This window comes from Devosia oryziradicis (genome assembly GCF_016698645.1).
GTDB classification, from domain to species: domain Bacteria; phylum Pseudomonadota; class Alphaproteobacteria; order Rhizobiales; family Devosiaceae; genus Devosia; species Devosia oryziradicis.
Window position 1 is genome coordinate 1,146,398 of sequence record NZ_CP068047.1, and the last position, 18,735, is coordinate 1,165,132.

An 18,735-nucleotide genomic window follows, 5' to 3' on the forward strand; every position below is an offset into this window, starting at 1 on the left:
ATCAGGCCGCCCGGTCGGTGCTGCGCCGGCGGGGACGCGTCAGGCTGTTGCGGCCCTCAATGCGCGCATCGGTGCGACGCGCCTTGCGCCAGGTCCAAAGGCCACGCGTATCGACCAGTTTCTTGTCCTTGAGCGCGTCGGGGTCGATCAGGTTGAAGTGGCGGTGATCCACCAGCAGCACGACGATATCGGCCTTGTCGATGGCGGTCAGCGGGTCGGTGAATTCCACGCCGAGACCCTGCAGTGACTTGGGTAGGCCCTTGGCATGCGGCTCGGCCGCAAGAATGCGGACATCGCGCAATTCGGACAGCAGGCGCACCACGTCGACGGCCGGGCTCTCGCGCATGTCGTCGATGTTGGCCTTGAAGCTTAGGCCCAGGCAGGCAATGGTCTGGTGCTTGTTCGGATCGAGCAGCATTTCGACATCGCGGACAACGCTATAGGGGCGGTCCGAGTTGATCTGGCGAGCCGCCTTCATGATGTGCGTGCTGTCGGGCGCCGCTTCGATGATGAAATAGGGGTCGACGGCAATGCAATGCCCGCCCACGCCTGGTCCGGGGCTCAAGATGTTGACGCGCGGGTGCTTGTTGGCAAGCTCGATCACTTCCCAGGCATTGAGGCCCAACTGCTGGCACACGGCCGCCAGCTCGTTGGCAAAACCGATATTGACGTCGCGAAAGGCGTTTTCGGTCAACTTGACCAGTTCGGCGCTTTCGGCGCTGGTGATGTAAAGATCGCCCGCCACAAAGGTGGTGTAGAGGGCAACGGCGCGCTGGGCCGAAGCCTTGGACAGACCACCGATGGAGCGATCGTTGTCGACCAGTTCGGTCAGAACCTTGCCCGGCAGCACGCGCTCTGGCGAATAGGCGACCAGCACGTCGGCGTCTTCACCATGCAGATGCGGGAAGCGCAGATCGGGGCGCAATTCGGCCAGCAGCATCGTCATGTTGCGGGTCGTGCCGACCGGGGAGGTGGATTCGAGCACCACCAGGTCGCCGCGCTTGAGCACGGGAGCCAAGCTGCGTGCGGCGGCCATGACGTAGCTGAGGTCCGGCGTGTGGTCGTGCTCGCTCATGAACGGCGTCGGCACGGCGATGATATGGGCATCGGCGGGCTGCGGGGTCGTATAGGCGGTGAGCTTGCCGGTCTCGACCATCTTCTGGATGAGGCCGTCGAGCTCGGGCTCCACGATATGAATCTCGCCACGATTGACCTTGGCGACGACGTCTTCATTGACGTCGACGCCCAGGACGTCGATGCCGCTCTTGGCAAAGATGGCGCAGGTGGGCAGGCCGATATAGCCCATGCCGATCACGGAAACGGTACGAATCTCAGACATCGCGCAGCAGCTCCTTCAGAATACGGGCACTGGCCCGGCCGTCGCCATATGGGTTGTGCCGCTCGGCCATGCCGCGATAGGCGGTGGGATCGTCGAGCAGTCGGGTTGCGTTCGAAACAATCAGGTCGATATCGGTGCCGACCAGGCGCGCAGTGCCGCCGGCCACGCCCTCGGGGCGCTCGGTATTCTCGCGCAGCACCAGCACGGGCTTGCCCAGGGAAGGCGCTTCCTCCTGCACACCGCCACTATCGGTCAACACCAGGTAGCTGTGCTTTTGCAGATAGAGGAAGGGCAGGTAGTCCTGGGGATCGATCAGGAAGATGTTGGGAACATCGGCCAGCTGTGCCTCGACGACGCTGCGCACCTGCGGATTGGGATGAACCGGATAGACGATCTGCACATCGCCGCGGGTGGCAAGTACCTTGAGCGCGGTGCAGATGCGTTCGATGCCGTCGCCATGGTTCTCGCGGCGATGGCCGGTCACCAGCAGCAGCTTCTTGCCTTCGTCGAGGAAGGGGAAGCGTGAGGCCAGTGTGGCGTTGAGCGACAGGTCGGTATCCACGCGATCCGAGAAGTAGAGCAGGGTATCGATCACCGTATTGCCGGTGACGAAGATGCGGCTCGGATCCTTGCCTTCGGCGAGCAGGTTATCGCGGGCCTCGGCGGTCGGCGCGAAGTGCCAGGTGGCGATGTCGCCGGCGATGCGGCGATTGAGTTCCTCGGGGAAAGGGGAGTCGATGTTGTGACTGCGCAGGCCGGCTTCGACATGGGCGACCGGGATGCGCTTGTAGAAGGCGGCCAGGGCGGCGGTCATGGCCGTGGTCGTGTCGCCCTGTACCATGACGATATCGGGCTTTGACTGTTCGAGCACCTTTTCCATCCCCGTGAGGACCTTGGAGGTCACGTCGAACAGGGTCTGGCCGGGCTGCATGGCGTTGAGATCGTAGTCCACCGGCATCCCGGTCAAGCTGATGACGGAGTCGACCATTTCCCGGTGCTGCGCCGTGACGCAGATTTCCGTGACCAGATGGGGGTTCTCGAGAGCGGCACGCGCAATCGGGAAGCACTTGAGAGCCTCCGGACGCGTACCGAACACGATCAGGAGCTTCTTCTTGTTCCGATAGGGTTGCGAAATGAAGTTCATGGGGTAGTCCTTGCCGCAAAGCTACGGCGACCGACGCAATCACCGTGCTCCTTCTATAACGCCGCCGAGGCCCAGTTGTGTGTGAACTATTAACACATAGTTAACTTTTGCGGCGTTCACCCTGTTGGCGGTCTTCCCCTTGATAACCGTCCAAATACTCTGCATCTGACGGGCATGGCCGCGATTACTTCGAACAATTTGAATAAAATTGTAATCATTTTCGACCCGCTCGCGGTTCGGATGTGGCAGGTCGAGCTGTTGCAGCGTCTACGGGCGGCAGGCTATCGCGTCGGAGTACAACACCGCGCAACCTCTGCTCGCCCCCTGCATCGGCCTGACTGGATGTTGGCAATCGAGGCCAGGCGCTTTGGCAAAGGTCTCGCCCATCTGGTCGATGCACCGCCGGCGGAGCCCTTGGACAAGCCGCACCTGCTGATCGACCTGTCGGGCCAACCCGAAGAGGGGGACATCCCGACGCTCGCGCTGCGCTTTGATGGCCATCGCCAGTTTATCAATGGCCTAAGGCATATGCTGGCGACGGGTTCGCTGCCGGTCATCACAACTGTTGTGGGCCACGACACCGTGGGCATCGCGCGGCCAATGATCTCGGACAGGCTGTGGCTGACGCGAATTGGCAACGATGTCCTGGCCGGTGCGATTTCACTGGTCGAGCACAGCGTCGCCCGCTTCTTTGCGGGCGCGCTGACGCCTATCGATACGCCGGTGGCGGAGCCGGCCACGGCAGGGTTTCTGCGTCACTACTTCCCGCAACTGGCCACGGGCCTGCTGGATCGGCTTCGGCACAAGTTGAGCAGGGGGCGGCCGTTCTACTGGCAGACGGCGTACCGCATCGGCGAAGACGCGGGTGTCGCCGAACGCGCCGCGCTGGACGGCGCGCCGTTCGCAGTGCTGGAGGATGACGGCGCGCGCTTTTACGCAGACCCGTTCGTAGTCGAGCGCGACGGGGAGTGCTTTCTCTTCGTCGAGGAATATCCCTATGCCACCGCCAAGGGGGTGATTTCGGTCGCCAGGCTCGGGCCCGATGGCCGCTTCGGCGTGCCAAAGGTGGTGCTGGAAGAGCCCTACCATCTCTCCTATCCGCAGGTGTTCAGTCACGACGGGACCATGTTCATGCTCCCCGAAAGCGGTGGGGCGCGGCGGCTGGTGCTCTATCGCGCCGCCGCATTTCCCGACCGGTGGGAAGTCCACACCGTGCTGCTCGATGATATCGACATCAATGACGCCACCCTGCTGCAGCGGGACGGGCGGTTCTGGCTGTTCGGCACCGAGCGGCGCGGATCGGGCAGCGCGTCCGATACCCTGGTGGTGTTCTCGGCGCCGGACCTGCGCGGTCCCTGGTCGCCGCACAGGCTCAACCCCATCGCCATCGATCGCTTCGGCACCCGGCCTGGCGGCGCCTTCATCGAGCGGGATGGGCGAACCTTCCTGCCGGTGCAGGATGGTTCGCGGAGCTACGGCGGTGGGCTGGGGCTGGCCGAGTTGCTGCGCGTCGACGATGAGGCGGTGATGCTTTCCGCGCCAGCGCCGATCCGCGCCGGCTCGGCATGGAAGCGCAAGGGCATCCACACGCTTAACCGGGCCGGTGGAGTCGAGGTGGTGGACAGCGCCGGCTAATCAGCCTGGCGGTTCTGTCGCGGCATGCCGAAGGCCTGCCGGGGCGTACCGAAAGCCAGCAGCAGCACGAAGACGATCGTCATGATCGGCTGCTTGCCCGACAGCGTATTGTTGGACAAGGCGGCGAGCAGGAAGGTCGCCGTGCCGATCCAGGCCGCGAGCGGCGCGCCGCGCAGCAGCCGCAGCATGATCCAGCCGAAGACCCAGGTGAAAACCAGCGCCAGCGGGATGCCGAAGGTCAGCCCGATCACCACCTGGGCGCTTTCGATGAAGGGCAGGCCCAGTTCCTTGTTGACCATGGCGAGCAGGTCGGCGGGGGGCATGCCCAACAGCAGTTCCTTCCAGCCCACCATGGAAAAGACCTGGTAGACGGTGAGCCGGGCGTAGAAGTTCTCGTCGAACAGCGTCTCGCTGAAGCGGCTCAACAGGCCGCCGCCAGCCAGCAGGGCGACCATGATCGTGCCGCCGACCAGCGTCAGCAGCAGCACCACGGCCTTGGCCCGCCGCGCGTGGCGCCGCGACAGCCGGGGCCAGGGAAGAAACAGCAACAGCACCAGGATTTCGGCGACCGACAAAAGCAGGGCAAAGCGAGCGCCGGAGGCAGCACAGCCGATAAAAAGGACGAAGATGGCCAGCAGGCGCACCCAGATGCGCCAGCGCGTCAGCGCGACAAAGCCGATGGCGGTGGCACAGAGCGCGCCCAGGGCGAGCGGGTGTTCGGAAAGCCCGAGGGGTCGGAATGTCAGTTCGACCAGGTCATAGGGCAGCAGGCGCGTCTCGGTCAGCGCCTCACCGATGCCGATCACGGCGCTCAGGATCAGGATGGCCAGCACGAATTCGGCGAGGACGCGCCGCGCGTCGGGGCCTAGTGCCAGGACACTCAGGCCCGCGGCGCCGGCACAGAGATAGGTGTCGATGAGGAACACCGACGCACCGGGGCGGCCCAGGGCGAACAAGACCGCCACCAAGGCGATCATGGCCAGGCAAAACCAAAGCAAAGCCTTGAAGCGGTCGATCTCTTCACCCTGCAACCGGAACGGCCTGCTGAAGAGGGTGAGGGCCAGCATCGCGAACATGAGATAGGTGCCGAAATGCAGCTTCTCGTAGAAGGCGCCGCCTTCGGCGGAATAAGCCACTACGCGTTCCATCATCATGGGCGAGATGATGATACGCAGGGCCAGGGCCACAGCCATGCCGAGCACGAGCAGCAGCGTCAGCGCGTTCCGCCGGCGGCCTGCGGCAGGCTCGGAGGGGTCGGGGCCCACGGCCGAATAGCTCACGTTTCCACCTGAAATCCGGGTGCCGGCGGGCAGTTTAACCAAGAAAGGTCATTCCGGAAGCGACCCGGCAGGCATGCTGTATAAGGTCTTAACACTAGGCCACTTTGGAAAATGAGGCGTTAACGCCATGGTTGACATCGCTTCTCCGAACCCACACCGCTCCGGATCCCGCGCCTATGCGCGGCTCGGGAGCGAGCCGGCATGGACCCCATCGGCGCCGGCCAACAGCGGCCAGGCGGCCGCCGGTCCCACAACCGTCACGCTCGACAAGATCGGCGATTTCCTGGAGCTCGATTTCGGGCGCCTGTTCGTCTGGCTGCGCAATGGCCTGCTGCTCTCCACCGTGCTGGCGGGCACGGGCGCGGTAGCTGGCGGCGCCTATGCCGTGCTCAGCAAGCCGCGCTACACCGTCACCACCGACATCATGATCGATCCGTCCAACCTGCAGGTGGTCGAGGGTGACCTGTTTTCCCAGCCGGGGCAGGTGGACAGCCAGTTGTTGATCGCCGGCAGCAAGCTGCGGGTCCTGACGTCGCGCAACGTGCTGGCCCGCGTGGTCCAGGATCTCAACCTTGTCGACGATCCCGAATTCGTCGACCGCTCGGCGCCGCTCTTCGCCCTGCCCTTCGGCGGGGCGGCGAGCGAAAGCGAGGATGACCCTGAGGTGACGGCCCTGCGTGCGCTCAGCGAGCGGGTCTCCACCAAGGCTGACGAAAAGTCCTTCGTCGCGAGCCTTCAGGTTTCGGCGGAAGATACCGGCAAGGCCATCGCCATCTCCGACGGCATCGTCGAGGCGTTCCGCGGCGAATTGGCGGAGGCGGAAGCCGATGGCGCGTCGCGCGCTGCCGCCTCGCTCGACAGCCGGCTCGATGAACTCAAGGCCGATGTCCAGGCTGCCGAGGAGCGCGTGGAGCAATTCCGCCGCGAGAACAACCTGGCGGCATCGAGCGATGGCCAGCTGGTCAGCACGCAGACCATGAGCGCGCTCAACACGCAGGTGGTCGACGCCCAGGCCAAGTTGATCGCCGCGCAAACCAACTACGATTCACTGGTTGCGGCTGGAAGCGACGCCAATCCGTCGGTCGGCAACACGACGAGCCTACAGGCCCTGCGCGACCGCGCCGGTGCGCTGCAGCAGCAGCTGCTGGCGCAGTCGATGACCCTTGGCCCGCGCCACCCGACCATTGTCGGCCTCAACGCCGAACTGGGCGCCGTGCAGACCCAGATCGCCTCGGAAGTGGACCGGGCTGTCGCCGCGGCCAAGACCGCGCTCGACGAGGCGCAGGCCAACCTGGCGGCGCTGACGGCCCAAACGGCGAACCTCACCAGCGCGGTCTTCACCGACAATGACCTGCAGGTGCAGTTGCGCGAACTGGAACGCGACGCGGCGTCCAAGACCGCAATCTATGAGAGCTTCCTGTCGCGGGCACGCCAGATCACCGAGCGCGAGCAGATCGACACCACCAATGTGCGCGTCATTTCGACGGCCGTGCCGCCGGCCGGTCGCTCGTGGCCACCGCGGACGGTGCTGGTCATCGGCATGGGTGCCTTTGCCGGCTTGGCGCTGGGCATGATGGTGGCCGTTGCCGTCGGCATCTGGCGCGACATGCGCCGGCCGCCCGTCCCGCGGGATGCGCGATAGCCGCAGTGGGTAAACGCGTCGTCTTCCACACGGCGAGCCTGCGGGGTGGTGGCGCTGAACGCGTCTTCACCCTCATGGCCAATGCTTTGGCGGCGCGCGGGCATGCGGTGACGCTGTTCACCTGGAATGCCGAAGGCCCCAACGCGCAGCTGGTGGCAGACGATGTCGAGCTGGTCAGCCTGGGGCTGCCGATCCATGGCGAGGGCTATGGCAAGCCGGGGACATTGAAGGGCATTGCCCGCAGTGCCCGGTTCTTTGCCGAACGGAAGCCGGATGCGGTGTTTGCAGCACCGGAATTTGCCAATCTCGCCATGGCGATCGCGCTGTCGCTATCGGGCAGCAAGGCGCGGTTCTTTCCCAGCTTCCACGCGGCCGCGGGCCTCCCATCCAGCGATGTCGGCGCCAAGCTCGCCATTGTGCTGTCGCGGCTGGTGCGGTCCCGTGCGAGCCGGGCCATTGCCGTATCGCAGGGTGTTGGCCGCGACCTAGAGGCGCGCGGCTTTCCCTCGTCGCAGGTCGTGGTCATCAACAACCCCTTGCCGACAAAACTCGTGCCGGTCGCCGCAAGCTATCCCTGGCAGGCCGATATTGCCGCGATGGGCGACGGCCCGGTCGTCGCGACCGCCGGCCGGCTCGTTCCGGTCAAGGATCACCGCACGCTCATTGCCGCGTTTGCCAAGCTGCGCAGCCAGCGGCCGGCGCGGCTGGTGATTTTCGGCGAGGGTCCGCTGGAAGCAGAACTGCGCGCGCAGGCTGAGGCGCTCGGGGTCGGGCAGAGTGTGCTGCTGCCCGGTTACGTCAACGATCCCCAGGCCTGTTATCGGGCGGCGGATCTGTTCGTGCTGTCCTCGACCAGCGAAGGCTTCGGCAATGTGCTGATCGAGGCCATGGCCGAGGGCGTTCCGGTCGTCTCCACCGATGCACCGCATGGGCCGCGCGAGATTCTCGACAATGGCCGGTTCGGCGTCCTGACGCCCGTCGGCGATGTCGATGCGCTGGCAGCTGCCATCGCGCGGACGCTCGATAACCCCGTCGCACCCGAGCTGTTGTGGGCCCGCGCGTCGGACTTCGGCGTCGACCTCATTGCCGACCGTTACGAGGCGTTGTTGGATTAGTCCTGCCGACGCGGGAAGAGCTGCACCACATTGTCGGTCGACAAGGGGCGGGTTTCGGTCGGTGCCGAAAGGGCCGGACCAACCCAGTTGACGACCGAGCGCTGTTCGCCGATCAGCAGTCCATCGACGGCCGCGAGCAAGCGGGCTGGTGCGACCGGCTTCGGGAGCACCAGATCGGCCCCAGCCGCCAGCAACGGGCGGTGGAATGCCGGGTTGGCGCGGGTCAGGGCGACGATCTGCACGAAGGGATTGGCGAGCCGAGGCTGGTGGCGCAACTGCTGCGCGAGTTCGCGCCCACCTTCGGCGTCAGCGTCGAGCAGCACGATATCGACCGGCGAAATGACCATGAATGTGGTCAATGCTTCGACTTCGGTGAAGCATGGCACCCGGTGACCGCGCTCGGCCTGCAGCATGTCGGCCAGGATGGAGCTGAAGGCCGGATTGGCTGCGAGAATGGCGATGGAATGGACGCGAGACGTCATGAAAAATCGGGACCTCTCGTCCTCATCAAGATGAATGAAGTCTTAACATCGTCGATAGCGGAAGTGGGCCGCAAACTGACAAAATGCTTAACCACGGCCGCATCAGAGCTGGTCATTGTAGGGAGGCTTGGTTTCGCCCACGGTCCGAGCCAGTTCGGCAAAGGGCGGCAGGCCGTCATCGCCGGCCATGTTGTTTGCGAGGCGCAACAGGCGGATGGGGAACAGCACCGCGTCGCGGTTAGCGGGCGACAGCTCTTCGACCAACCGGTCGTCGCCGAGGGCAGTCTGCTCGCAGATCGCCAGGGCGCGATCCAGTTCCTCGGGCGCCAGCACGCCCTTGGCAACGAGCGCCTTGTTGACGGCCGCTACCGCCATGAGCAGCCCCTCGATTTGCAGGTTGGCAGTGTTCATGACGGGTCCTCCTCAGCGGGTTGCGCTTCGGAAACGTCCCAGAGCCGATCGCGTTGCGATCAGCCCATGTCGCGGACAGCCTGGAGAAACTCGGCATGGCCGAGTGCCTGGCGGGACGCGGCGCGATATTCCCGGACCAGGCTGTCATAGGTCTCGCGGGCGAACTGGCGCAGCTTGGGATCGGCGTCCATTTCCTTGCGCGCCAGGTTCTGGTCGAGCAAGCCCAGGCCCGCCAGTACCGGATAGTGCAACTGCGTCTGGATATGGGGCAGGCCGAACAGGTTCTCGGGGAAATGCTCATGCCGCGGCATGTGGTGTTTCCAGTATTCGAGCCGCTGCTTGGTTTCGGGATGGATGCGGTTGGCGCGGACTTCGCGCCAGAACGGGGTGTCGTCGCGCTCGACCAGGTAGTGGGTGTTGACGAAGGTGCGGAAGTCGTCGACCTGGCGGCCGACACGACCGTTGTAGTCGTCACGATCGGCAGCGGTCATGTCGGCGGCATGCTTGAGGTGCCGGTCGGCAAACAGCATCATCTGGACGATGGTGCCATGGATGGAGGTGGATTCGAGCGGCTCGAGGAAGCTCGAACTCAGGCCCACCGCCAGCACGTTGCCGACCCAGGCCCTTTCCAGACGGCCGATCTGGAAGCGGATGTCGCTGCGCACCTCGATCTCTCGCCCCAGCACACGCTCGACCTCTGCCTTGGCCTGTTCGGGCGTGCAGAACTCGTCGGAATAGACATAGCCGCAGCCATAGCGGAACTGGGTCGGGATCTGCCACATCCAGCCGCTGTCCTGCGCCCAGGCGCGGGTATAGTTGGCGATTTCCTCGCCGGGCTTGATATCGAGCCAGAAGGGCAAGGCGCGGTTGACCGGCAGTTCATGCGCATAGGAAATCCAGGGCGCCTGCATTTCCTTGACGATGAGTTGCTTTCTGAACCCGGTCGCGTCGATGAAGAAGTCGGCTTCGAGCTTCTGGCCGTTGTCGAGTTCGAGGGCAGTGATGTCGCCGCTCTCGGGGTGGCGATGGACGCCCGAGACCACCGCGTCGATGATCTCGACACCCTTGGACTTGCTGGCAAAGAAGCGGCCGACCTTGGCTTGGTCGAAATGGTAGGCATGGTGGAAGGGGCCGAGGGGGATCAGCGAGCCATCGGCCTTGCGAGCATAGGGGGCCTTCTTCTGTTCGAGCAGTGGGCCGAACAGATGCATGTCCGTGATCGGCCGCCCGGCAGCGACCGCATAGACATTGAGGTAGTCGGACGGCGCGCCCGGTGGCGGCTGGATGACCTGGTGAGGGTCGTCGATCGGGCCATAATAGGTGAAACCCTTGCGGCGCCAGTCCTCATGGCGGATGCCCAGCTTGAACGTCGCCTCGGTCTTGCGGAAGAATTCGAACTCGTCGATGCCGAAATGCTTGAGCAGCACGCGGAAGGCGGCGGTTGTGGCTTCGCCGACCCCGACGGTGGGGATGGAGGAGGGCTCGATCACCGATATGCGGGCGTCTATGCCCTTGCGGCGTGCCGCGTCCTGAATGATGAAAGCCGCGATCCAGCCGGCGGTGCCCCCGCCGACGACCACGAAATGGGATTGCCGGGTCATGAATAGTCTCCTCCGCCAAGGAAGCTATGGGGCGCCGATTTGGCGGGCAAGATGCGGCCCGAAATTCTTAGAAAGCCGAAAATCTATGCGGATTTTCCGCTAGCCGCCCGCGCCCTGATATTTGCTCATGGCGTAACGCCAATAGAGCGCGGTGATCGAAACGAATACCGGCCCGGCCAGGAGCGCGGCCAGCCCGGCCCAATCACCCAGGAACGGCAGGGGCTTGCCCAGGAGCACGGCGACGGGCACCGCCGCCATGAAGCCCAGCGGCAGCACGGTCAGCATCATGCCCTGGATGGCAACCGGGAAGATATTGAGCGGGTAGCGCGACAGTTCCCAGAAGCCGAAATAGAGCGAATAGAGATGGTTGGACCGGGTCCAGATCAGCGCTGTCGCGCCGATGGCTGTGAGAAGCGCTCCAGTGACCATGGCTGCGCTGACCAGGCTGGCCGCGAAGTAGGCGACGGCGGGCAGGGACCATTGCATCTCGACATTGGCGATGGCCAAGATCATCAGCGCTACACCCAGGATGGCATGGCCGGCATAGCCGATGTTGAAGCCGGAGAAGATCATGTAGGCCCATGGGCTGATGGGCTTGGTGAGGATGGTATCGAGCGTGCCAAGGCGAATGGCTTCCTCGAGCTGACGCATCTGGGTAAAGCTCATGGACGCGCCGGCCGAATAACCCATCAGGTGAAAGGCGAACAGCAATGCCAGGTCGGCCCAGTTCCAGCCGGCAATGCCGCCGAAGCGCTCGGCGATGATCCAGATCATGGCGAAGGAGCTGCCATAGGTAATGATCTGCGCCACCCGGTCGATCCAGAATGCGGCGCGGTATTCCATTTCGGCGCGGATATGCATGAGCACCAGGTGCAGCAGGACGGAGAAGTGCGGCTTCATCTCAGCCTCCCTGCACGACGATGCGGGTCGACGCCAGGCGCCAGAGTGCGGCGACCGCGAGGGCAAGCAGGCCGGCCCAAACCAGGCCGATGCCGAAGTAGAGCAGGGTCTGGGTTGGGTCGAAGCGTCCGAGCCACACTGCGGCTGGGTAGTAGACGATCCAGGCGAAGGGCAGGTGTTCGGCGATGACGCCGAAGGGCTGCGGGAAGAACCAGAAGGGAATGAGGCTGCCCGAGAGCAGGTTGAGAATGGCCTGCATCAGCCATTCGAGCGAGAAGGAGGTGAGAAGCCAGAACGCAAGCAGCCCGAATAGCGCCGAGAGCAGGCAGGTGATGGCGTAGCCCAGCAGTAGGTAGGCCACGAACATGGCGCCGTCGAAAAGCGACGCGGGCGGTAGCATGCCATAGACCAGGGCAACAACCGCCACCGTCGGCATGACGAGGAAGACGAGGCGAAACACGGCGCGACCCAATTCGCTGACGATCACATAGAGCGGAAAGCTGACCGGCTTGAGCAGCCATACCGCCACGTCGCCGGTCTTGAGGGCGTTGCCGATGCTGCTGATGATGAGTTCGTAGCGGATGGCGCCGGTGATGACGCCGCCAAGCAGGGCATAGGTCACCATCTGCTGCAGGGTGACGTCGCCGATGGTCGAGGCGCCGGCATAGACGGCCAGCCAGATGGCGACGCGGGCGAAGACCTGGACCAGCTTACCGAACAGGTTGGCCCAAACCTCGTTGCGATAGGCGAGCTGGGTCTGGAAGGCGCTCTGGGCGAAGGCGAGATAGGCGCTCATGGCGCGGCAAGGGCCGCGTTGCGGCCCTGATAGAAGGTGCGGATGACCTCTTCGATGCCCGGCTCTTCGAGCGCGATGTCCTTGAGGCCACGATCGCCGCCGATCTCGCCCAGCACATGGATCAACGATACATCTTCGCGGTCGAGCAGGTAGTGCTTGCGCAGGCCTTCGTCGGCGGTGAGCTTTGCCGTGGTGAGTTCGAGGGGGCCTGGATCGGTGGCAAATTCGAGCATGAGGCGGCGCGACGAGCCGAGCGCAGCGCGCAGGTTGCCGAGCTCGCCGTCGAAGATCAGCTTGCTCTGGTCGACCATGACCAGGCGTGGGCAGATGGTCTCGATATCCTGCAGGTCATGGGTGGTGAGAATGATCGAGACGCCGCGCTCGCGGTTGATCTCGGCGAGGAATTTCCGCACGGCGTCCTTGGCCACGACGTCCAGCCCGATGGTGGGTTCGTCGAGGAACAGGATTTTGGGATCGTGCAGCAGCGACATCACGATCTCGGCACGCATGCGCTGGCCCAGGCTCAGCTGGCGCACGGCGCGGTCGAGGAAAGGCGTCAGGTCGAGCAGTTCGCTGAAGCGCTTGAGGTTGTCGGCATAGCGCGCAGCGGGGATGTCGTAGATGCGCTGGTGCAGCGTGAAGCTGTCGATAACGGGCAAATCCCACCAGAGCTGGCTACGCTGGCCGAAGACGACCCCGATTTCGCGCGCATTGGCCAGGCGCTGCTCATGCGGCGTGCGGCCGAGCACCGAGAGGGTGCCCGATGACGGCACCAGAATGCCGGTCATCATCTTGATCATGGTTGATTTGCCGGCGCCATTGGGGCCCAGATAGCCCACCGCCTCGCCTGGCCCGACATCGAAACTGACGTCGGTGACGGCCGCGACTTCGGTATATTCGGACGTCACCAGAGTCTTGAGGGCGCCGAAAAAACCGGGAAAACGCTTATGCTGCCGGAAGCGCTTGGATACGCCCCGGGCCTGGATCAACGCTGTCATGTGCTGGCTCCCTCGCGCCAAACACTAGCGCGATTCGTCCGTCGTGACAGGCAGATGGCTAGGCGGCGTCGTTGATCAGCTCTTCGGCGAGGCCGTATTCGTGCAGTTTGCGGTAGAGCGTCGAGCGGCCGATCTTGAGGGCGCGGGCAACCCGCGACATGCGCCCGCCATGATGCTCGATGGCAAAGACGATGGCGGCGCGCTCGATCTCGGCCAAAGCGGCGATCTCGCCTGACGTGTCGAGGAAGCGGTCGGGAGCTGGCGGTGGTTCGATGATGGCGCGCTGGCGGGCCGGCGCGGTGTCGATATGCACGGGGGCCGCGGGGACGGGGACCTGCTCGATCGCCTTGATGGCGCTGTCGCGGCCTGCGGACTGGGCGACGATCTGCGGAAAATCGACCGTTTCGAGAAAGGCTCCATCTGTCAGCACGATGGCGCGATAGACTGCGTTTTCCAGCTGGCGGATATTGCCCGGCCAGTCATAGGCCGAAAGCATGTCGAGCGCGGCGGGCGAAATGCCCAGCACGCGCTTGCCGGCCTCGGCCGAGAAGCGGGCGATGAACATGGCGACAAGGGCGGCCAGGTCCTCCATTCGTTCGCGCAGGGGCGGGACGTAGATGGGGAAGACGTTGAGGCGGTAATAGAGGTCCTCACGGAATTCGCCCGATTTGGCCAGGTTCAGCAGCCGTCGATTGGTGGCCGAAATGATCCTGACGTTGACGCGCTCAGCCCTGGAGGCGCCCACCGGCTCGATCTCGCCCTCCTGCAGGGCGCGCAGCAGCTTGACCTGGATCTCGAGCGGCAGTTCGCCGATTTCGTCGAGGAAGAGCGTGCCGTTATGGGCTTCGGCGAACTTGCCGGGCTGGTCGGCGACGGCGCCCGTAAAGGCCCCTTTCTTGTGGCCGAACAGGACGGATTCCACCAGATTGGGTGGGATGGCGCCGCAGTTGACGGTCACGAACGGCCTGCCGGCACGGTCGCCCGAACCCTGGATGATGCGGGCGATCAGTTCCTTGCCGACGCCGGTTTCACCTTCGATCAGCACGGGAATAGTGGATTTTCCGGCCTTGGCGCTGAGCGAGAGCACACGAGCCATGGCCGGCGCCTTGGCAATCATGTCGGCGCTGGTGAAGGTGCCGGCCTTGCGGGCGCGTTCGGAGCGGATCGCGGCTTCGAGCGCATCGAGCTTCATGGCGTTGCGCAGGGAGATGACGAGGCGTTCGGGCGCCACCGGCTTGACGAAATAGTCGGCCGCGCCGTTGCGCATGGCCGAGATGACCGTTTCGAGCGAGGCATTGGCGGTCTGGATGATGACGGGGGTGGTGAGGCCCTCGCGGCGCATGGCGTCCATCACGCCCATGCCGTCGAGATCGGGCATGACCAGGTCGAGAATCATGGCACCGATATTGCGGTCTTCGCGCAGGATGGTGAGGGCCTGCTCGCCGCCGGTGGCGGTCAGCGGCTTGAAGCCGGCACGGTTGGCGACCTCGGCGGTGAGGCGCAACTGAACCGGATCATCGTCCACTACGAGTACGCGCGTCATCCAAGCTCCGTCTTCTTGTTGGCCACACGAATCGTGTGCCGTTTTGGGAGGAGGATGCGCGGGGTATCTTAAGAGGCGATTAATCATGGCTAATTGGCAGCGGGCGGTGTCGTATAGGCAACCGGCCGAGGGGCGGGCGAATTAGTCAGGCATGAGGAGGATTGCCATGCATCACGATAGCTATACGGGACTGGAATTCATCGAGGGCTTCTCGCTGCTGGCCGGCGCGCTGTGGATCATCGGGGCGCTGTTCGTCGGTGGCCTGGCGATGATGGGCTCGGCGCGGATGGGCGATGCCAGCGTCAGCCCGGCAGCCAACCAGACGGAAGCGGCAGCGCCCGCCACCGCGCAGTAACACTGGGTTACTGGCGCATAATTGCACGGGGGTCGCACTTCACAGCGCGGCCCCCGCTGGCTAAGGTCCGCCGCGATTGACCAAGCCGGAGTTTACGCCATGACCGCCGCTGCCCAGAAAGGCCACAACGAACTCGGGGCGCTCCCGGTATGGGACCTCTCGGACCTCTATCCGGGCAAGGACAGCCCTGAATTCAAGGCGGCCATGGAGCAGGCCAAGTCGCTCGCGGCCAAGTTCGAAGCCGACTACAAGGGCAAGCTCGTCGAGCTGACGAAGGCCGGGAAGCTGATTTCCGCCATCAAGGACAGCGAGGCGCTGGGCGATCTGAGCGGTCGCATTGGCTCCTATTCATTCCTGCAATATGCGCAGAAGTCGACCGACCCGGACCGCGCCAAATTAATGGGCGACACCAACGAGGCGCTGACCAACCTTTCGACCAAAACGCTGTTCTTCGAGCTGGAACTGAACCGGATCGAGGATGCGGACCTGGAAGCAGCCTTTGCCGGCGATGCCGAGCTGGCGCGCTACCGCACCTGGTTTGCCGAGCTGCGCAAGGCCAAGCGCTACCAGCTCGACGACAAGCTCGAAGAGCTGTTCCACGACAAGTCGGTGACTGCCTATTCCGCCTGGAACCGCTTGTTCGACGAGACGCTGTCGAGCCTCGAATTCGAGGTGGATGGCGAGACGCTCAACATGGAATCGACGCTGCATCTGCTGTCCGAAAAGGACGAGAAGAAGCGCGAAAGCGCGTTCCGTGCGCTGGGCAAGACGCTGGCGGCCAACGGGCGGCTGTTCACCCACATCACCAATGTTCTGGCCAAGGACAAGGAAATTTCCGACCGCTGGCGCGGCTATGAGGACATTGCCGACAGCAGGCACCTGGCCAATTCGGTGGAGCGCGAGGTGGTCGATGCACTGCAGAAGGCGGTGCAGGAAGCTTATCCGCGCCTCAGCCACCGCTACTACAAGATGAAGGCCAAGTGGTTCGGCAAGGAGCAACTCAATTCCTGGGATCGCAATGCGCCGCTGCCGACCAGCGACGAACGCACCTGGGATTGGGACACCGCCGTTTCAACGGTGATGGAGGCCTATGGCAAGTTTTCGCCACAGCTGGCCGAGGTCGCCGCGCCGTTCTTCAATTCGGGATGGATCGATGCGCCCACCGGCGATGGCAAGCTGTCGGGCGCGTTTGCGCACCCGACCGTGCCCAGCGCTCATCCCTATCTGATGCTCAACTATCTCGGCCGCTCGCGCGATATCATGACGCTGGCGCATGAGTTGGGCCATGGCGTGCACCAGCGCCTGGCGGCGGCGCAGGGGCCGATCCTCAGCAATACGCCGCTGACCCTGGCCGAGACGGCATCGGTGTTCGGCGAGATGCTGACCTTCCGTCACCTGCTCAACCAGACGACCGACCCCAAGCAGCGCTTTGCCCTCCTGTCGAGCAAGGTCGAGGACATGCTCAATACCGTGGTGCGCCAGATCGCGTTCTATACCTTCGAGCGGCGCGTCCACACCGCGCGCCGCAATGGCGAGCTCAAGACCGAGGAAATCAACCAGATCTGGCTCGACGTGCAGAAGGAGTCGCTGGGCGACGCCATCGTGCAGAACGAAGGCTACGACATCTTCTGGGCCTATATTCCCCACTTCATCCACTCGCCCTTCTATGTCTATGCCTATGCCTTCGGCGACTGCCTTGTGAACTCGCTCTACGCACAGTATGAGAAAGCCAATGAGGGCTTTGCGGAGCGCTATTTCGAGCTGCTCAAGGCCGGGGGAAGCAAGCATCATTCCGAACTGCTGGCGCCGTTCGGGCTCGACGCCAAGGATCCCCAATTCTGGTCGCTCGGCCTCAGCATGATTGAGGGCCTGATCGACGAGCTGGAAGCCACCTCCCCGTGAGGCCGACTTCCGGCGCATGGACTTTGAGAGTACTGGACTAACGAGGACGACATGGCCACTAAGCACCGCCCCGAACACCACTCCGAGCTGCAGGTGGAATCGCCGATGGACTATGCCCAGCACGAGGCCACCTACAATGGCTTCATCACGCTGGTGAAGTGGACCGTCCTGGCGCTCGCGGTGACCACGATCATCTTGTATTTCGTTATCAAACCCTGACGCTTCCGCGCATACAGGCACTTGAATCGAGCCTGTCCGTCGGGCAGGCGGGCAGGAGACTTTCATGAAAATTGCGATCGTCCGCGAGCGTTTCGAGGGAGAGAACCGCGTCGCGGCGACCCCCGAAACGGTGGGCAAGCTGATTGCGCTGGGCGCTAGCGTTTCGGTGGAAAAGGGCGCGGGCCTGGGTTCGCGCATCCTCGACAAGGACTTTGCCGAAGCCGGTGCGACCATCGCGGCCAGTGCCGACGCGGCGCTCAAGGGCGCCGATGTGGTACTGACCGTCCGCCGCCCAAGCGCGGCTGCGCTGGCCGGCGTCAATAAGGGTGCGCTGGTGATCGGCGCGCTCGACCCCTATGGCAATGACAAGGATGTCGCCGACCTGGCCAGGGCCGGCGTCACCGCCGTCTCCATGGAATTCATGCCCCGCATCACCCGCGCGCAGGTGATGGACATCCTCTCCAGCCAGGCCAACCTGGCCGGTTATCAGGGTGTCATCGAGGCGGCTGCCGAATTCGAGCGCGCCCTGCCCATGATGATGACCGCGGCCGGCACGGTGCGTCCGGCCAAGGCCTTCGTGATGGGTGCGGGCGTTGCAGGCCTCCAAGCCATTGCGACGGCCAAACGCCTGGGTGCCGTGGTGTCGGCGACCGACGTGCGCCCCGCCGCCAAGGAGCAGGTGGAGTCGCTGGGCGGCAAGTTCGTTGCCGTCGAGGACGACGAGTTCAAGCAGGCCGAAACCGCCGGCGGCTATGCCAAGCAGATGTCGGCGGAGTACCAGGCCAAGCAGGCCGAGCTGACCGCCAGCCACATTGCCAAGCAGGATATCGTCATCACCACGGCATTGATCCCGGGGCGCCCGGCGCCGCGGCTGATCACCAAGGCAATGGTGGAGTCGATGGCTCCCGGCTCCGTCATCGTCGACCTCGCGGCGGAGCGCGGCGGCAATGTCGAGCTCACAGTGCCCGGCAAGGTCATCGAACATAACGGCGTCAAGATCATCGGCTACACCAACGTGCAGGGTCGCATCCCGACCACGGCCAGCCAGCTCTATGCGCGCAACCTGCTCGCCTTCCTCACCACGCTGATCGATGCCAAGGCCAAGGCACTGGCCATCAACTGGGATGACGAGCTGGTCAAGGCGACTGTGCTGACCCGCGACGGCAATGTGGTGCATCCCAACTTTGCAGCGCCAGTTGCCCCGGCAAAGGAGGCCAAGCCCGTCGCCGTGGCCAAGGCTGCGCCCAAGGCCCCGGCCAAGACGGTCGAAGCCAAGGCTGCTAAGGCCAAGACCGGTGCCACCTCGACCGCGCCCTCCAGGAAGCCGGCAGCAAAGAAGGTGGAAGTGCCGGCAATGGCCGATGCGCCAAAGA

Annotated in this window: 16 protein-coding genes and 1 pseudogene; 7 read left to right on the forward strand and 10 right to left on the reverse strand. The window is 64.2% G+C overall.

The genetic code is table 11. From position 1 onward, the window contains the following. Position 1 precedes the first annotated feature (1 nt). Positions 2-1,339: a UDP-N-acetyl-D-mannosamine dehydrogenase gene (gene wecC, locus JI749_RS05745; RefSeq protein WP_201660575.1), complete on the reverse strand. Its 1,338-nt coding sequence runs from the start codon at positions 1,337-1,339 to the stop codon at positions 2-4. After that, positions 1,332-2,483, reverse strand: a complete 1,152-nt coding sequence (gene wecB / locus JI749_RS05750) for a non-hydrolyzing UDP-N-acetylglucosamine 2-epimerase (protein WP_201660579.1) — start codon at positions 2,481-2,483, stop codon at positions 1,332-1,334. The genes wecC and wecB overlap by 8 nt, the downstream gene beginning before the upstream one ends. 414 nt (positions 2,484-2,897) lie before the next feature. Here wecB and JI749_RS05755 point away from each other — a divergent pair, with 414 nt between their 5' ends. Beyond that, the gene (locus JI749_RS05755; protein WP_201660582.1) at positions 2,898-4,118 is read left to right on the forward strand and encodes a glucosamine inositolphosphorylceramide transferase family protein; all 1,221 of its coding nucleotides are present in this window, start codon (positions 2,898-2,900) and stop codon (positions 4,116-4,118) included. Here JI749_RS05755 and JI749_RS05760 read toward each other — a convergent pair. Then, positions 4,115-5,398: a VpsF family polysaccharide biosynthesis protein gene (locus JI749_RS05760; protein WP_233280882.1), complete on the reverse strand. Its 1,284-nt coding sequence runs from the start codon at positions 5,396-5,398 to the stop codon at positions 4,115-4,117. The two genes, JI749_RS05755 and JI749_RS05760, sit on opposite strands and share 4 nt — an antisense overlap. Before the next feature lie 127 nt (positions 5,399-5,525). Between JI749_RS05760 and JI749_RS05765 the strand changes: the two genes are divergently transcribed. Both JI749_RS05765 and JI749_RS05770 read left to right on the forward strand, forming a co-directional pair. Further along, a complete protein-coding gene (locus JI749_RS05765; RefSeq protein ID WP_201660586.1) occupies positions 5,526-7,040 on the forward strand; it encodes a GumC family protein in 1,515 nt (504 codons plus the stop codon). Between the two features lie 5 nt (positions 7,041-7,045). Next, positions 7,046-8,155, forward strand: a complete 1,110-nt coding sequence (locus JI749_RS05770; RefSeq protein WP_201660590.1) for a glycosyltransferase — start codon at positions 7,046-7,048, stop codon at positions 8,153-8,155. On the opposite strand, the gene JI749_RS05775 is transcribed toward JI749_RS05770, so the two are convergent. From JI749_RS05775 to JI749_RS05805, 7 genes are all read right to left on the reverse strand, one after another. Then, complete coding sequence (locus JI749_RS05775; RefSeq protein WP_201660593.1) at positions 8,152-8,637, reverse strand: response regulator transcription factor; 486 nt, start codon at positions 8,635-8,637, stop codon at positions 8,152-8,154. The genes JI749_RS05770 and JI749_RS05775 overlap by 4 nt on opposite strands. Before the next feature lie 102 nt (positions 8,638-8,739). Then, the gene (locus JI749_RS05780; protein WP_201660596.1) at positions 8,740-9,048 is read right to left on the reverse strand and encodes a hypothetical protein; all 309 of its coding nucleotides are present in this window, start codon (positions 9,046-9,048) and stop codon (positions 8,740-8,742) included. Between the two features lie 59 nt (positions 9,049-9,107). Next, entirely contained in the window at positions 9,108-10,649 is a 1,542-nt protein-coding gene (locus tag JI749_RS05785; protein ID WP_201660599.1) for a tryptophan halogenase family protein, read from the reverse strand. Positions 10,650-10,748: 99 nt separating this feature from the next. Then, the gene (locus JI749_RS05790; RefSeq protein ID WP_201660602.1) at positions 10,749-11,549 is read right to left on the reverse strand and encodes an ABC transporter permease; all 801 of its coding nucleotides are present in this window, start codon (positions 11,547-11,549) and stop codon (positions 10,749-10,751) included. A gap of 1 nt (position 11,550) precedes the next feature. Continuing rightward, complete coding sequence (locus JI749_RS05795) at positions 11,551-12,345, reverse strand: ABC transporter permease (RefSeq protein WP_201660605.1); 795 nt, start codon at positions 12,343-12,345, stop codon at positions 11,551-11,553. Continuing rightward, complete coding sequence (locus tag JI749_RS05800) at positions 12,342-13,343, reverse strand: ABC transporter ATP-binding protein (RefSeq protein ID WP_201660609.1); 1,002 nt, start codon at positions 13,341-13,343, stop codon at positions 12,342-12,344. The genes JI749_RS05795 and JI749_RS05800 overlap by 4 nt, the downstream gene beginning before the upstream one ends. A gap of 58 nt (positions 13,344-13,401) precedes the next feature. After that, on the reverse strand, positions 13,402-14,886 hold the full coding sequence (locus tag JI749_RS05805) for a sigma-54-dependent transcriptional regulator (protein WP_201660612.1): 1,485 nt from the start codon (positions 14,884-14,886) through the stop codon (positions 13,402-13,404). 166 nt (positions 14,887-15,052) lie between these two features. Between JI749_RS05805 and JI749_RS05810 the strand changes: the two genes are divergently transcribed. The 4 genes and pseudogenes from JI749_RS05810 to JI749_RS05825 all read left to right on the forward strand — a co-directional run. Beyond that, positions 15,053-15,241 (forward strand): hypothetical protein, encoded by a 189-nt coding sequence (locus JI749_RS05810; RefSeq protein ID WP_201660615.1) that lies wholly within the window; start codon positions 15,053-15,055, stop codon positions 15,239-15,241. Between the two features lie 99 nt (positions 15,242-15,340). Beyond that, positions 15,341-17,143 carry a M3 family oligoendopeptidase gene (locus JI749_RS05815; RefSeq protein ID WP_201660618.1) on the forward strand — a complete coding sequence of 601 codons (1,803 nt, stop codon included), beginning with the start codon at positions 15,341-15,343 and terminating at the stop codon, positions 17,141-17,143. 51 nt (positions 17,144-17,194) lie between these two features. Continuing rightward, positions 17,195-17,362, forward strand: coding sequence for an aa3-type cytochrome c oxidase subunit IV (locus JI749_RS05820; protein ID WP_201660621.1), 168 nt, complete (start codon positions 17,195-17,197; stop codon positions 17,360-17,362). Between the two features lie 64 nt (positions 17,363-17,426). Further along, positions 17,427-18,710 (forward strand): annotated as a pseudogene (locus tag JI749_RS05825) (Re/Si-specific NAD(P)(+) transhydrogenase subunit alpha); the annotation flags it as partial. Between the last annotated feature and the right edge of the window lie 25 nt (positions 18,711-18,735).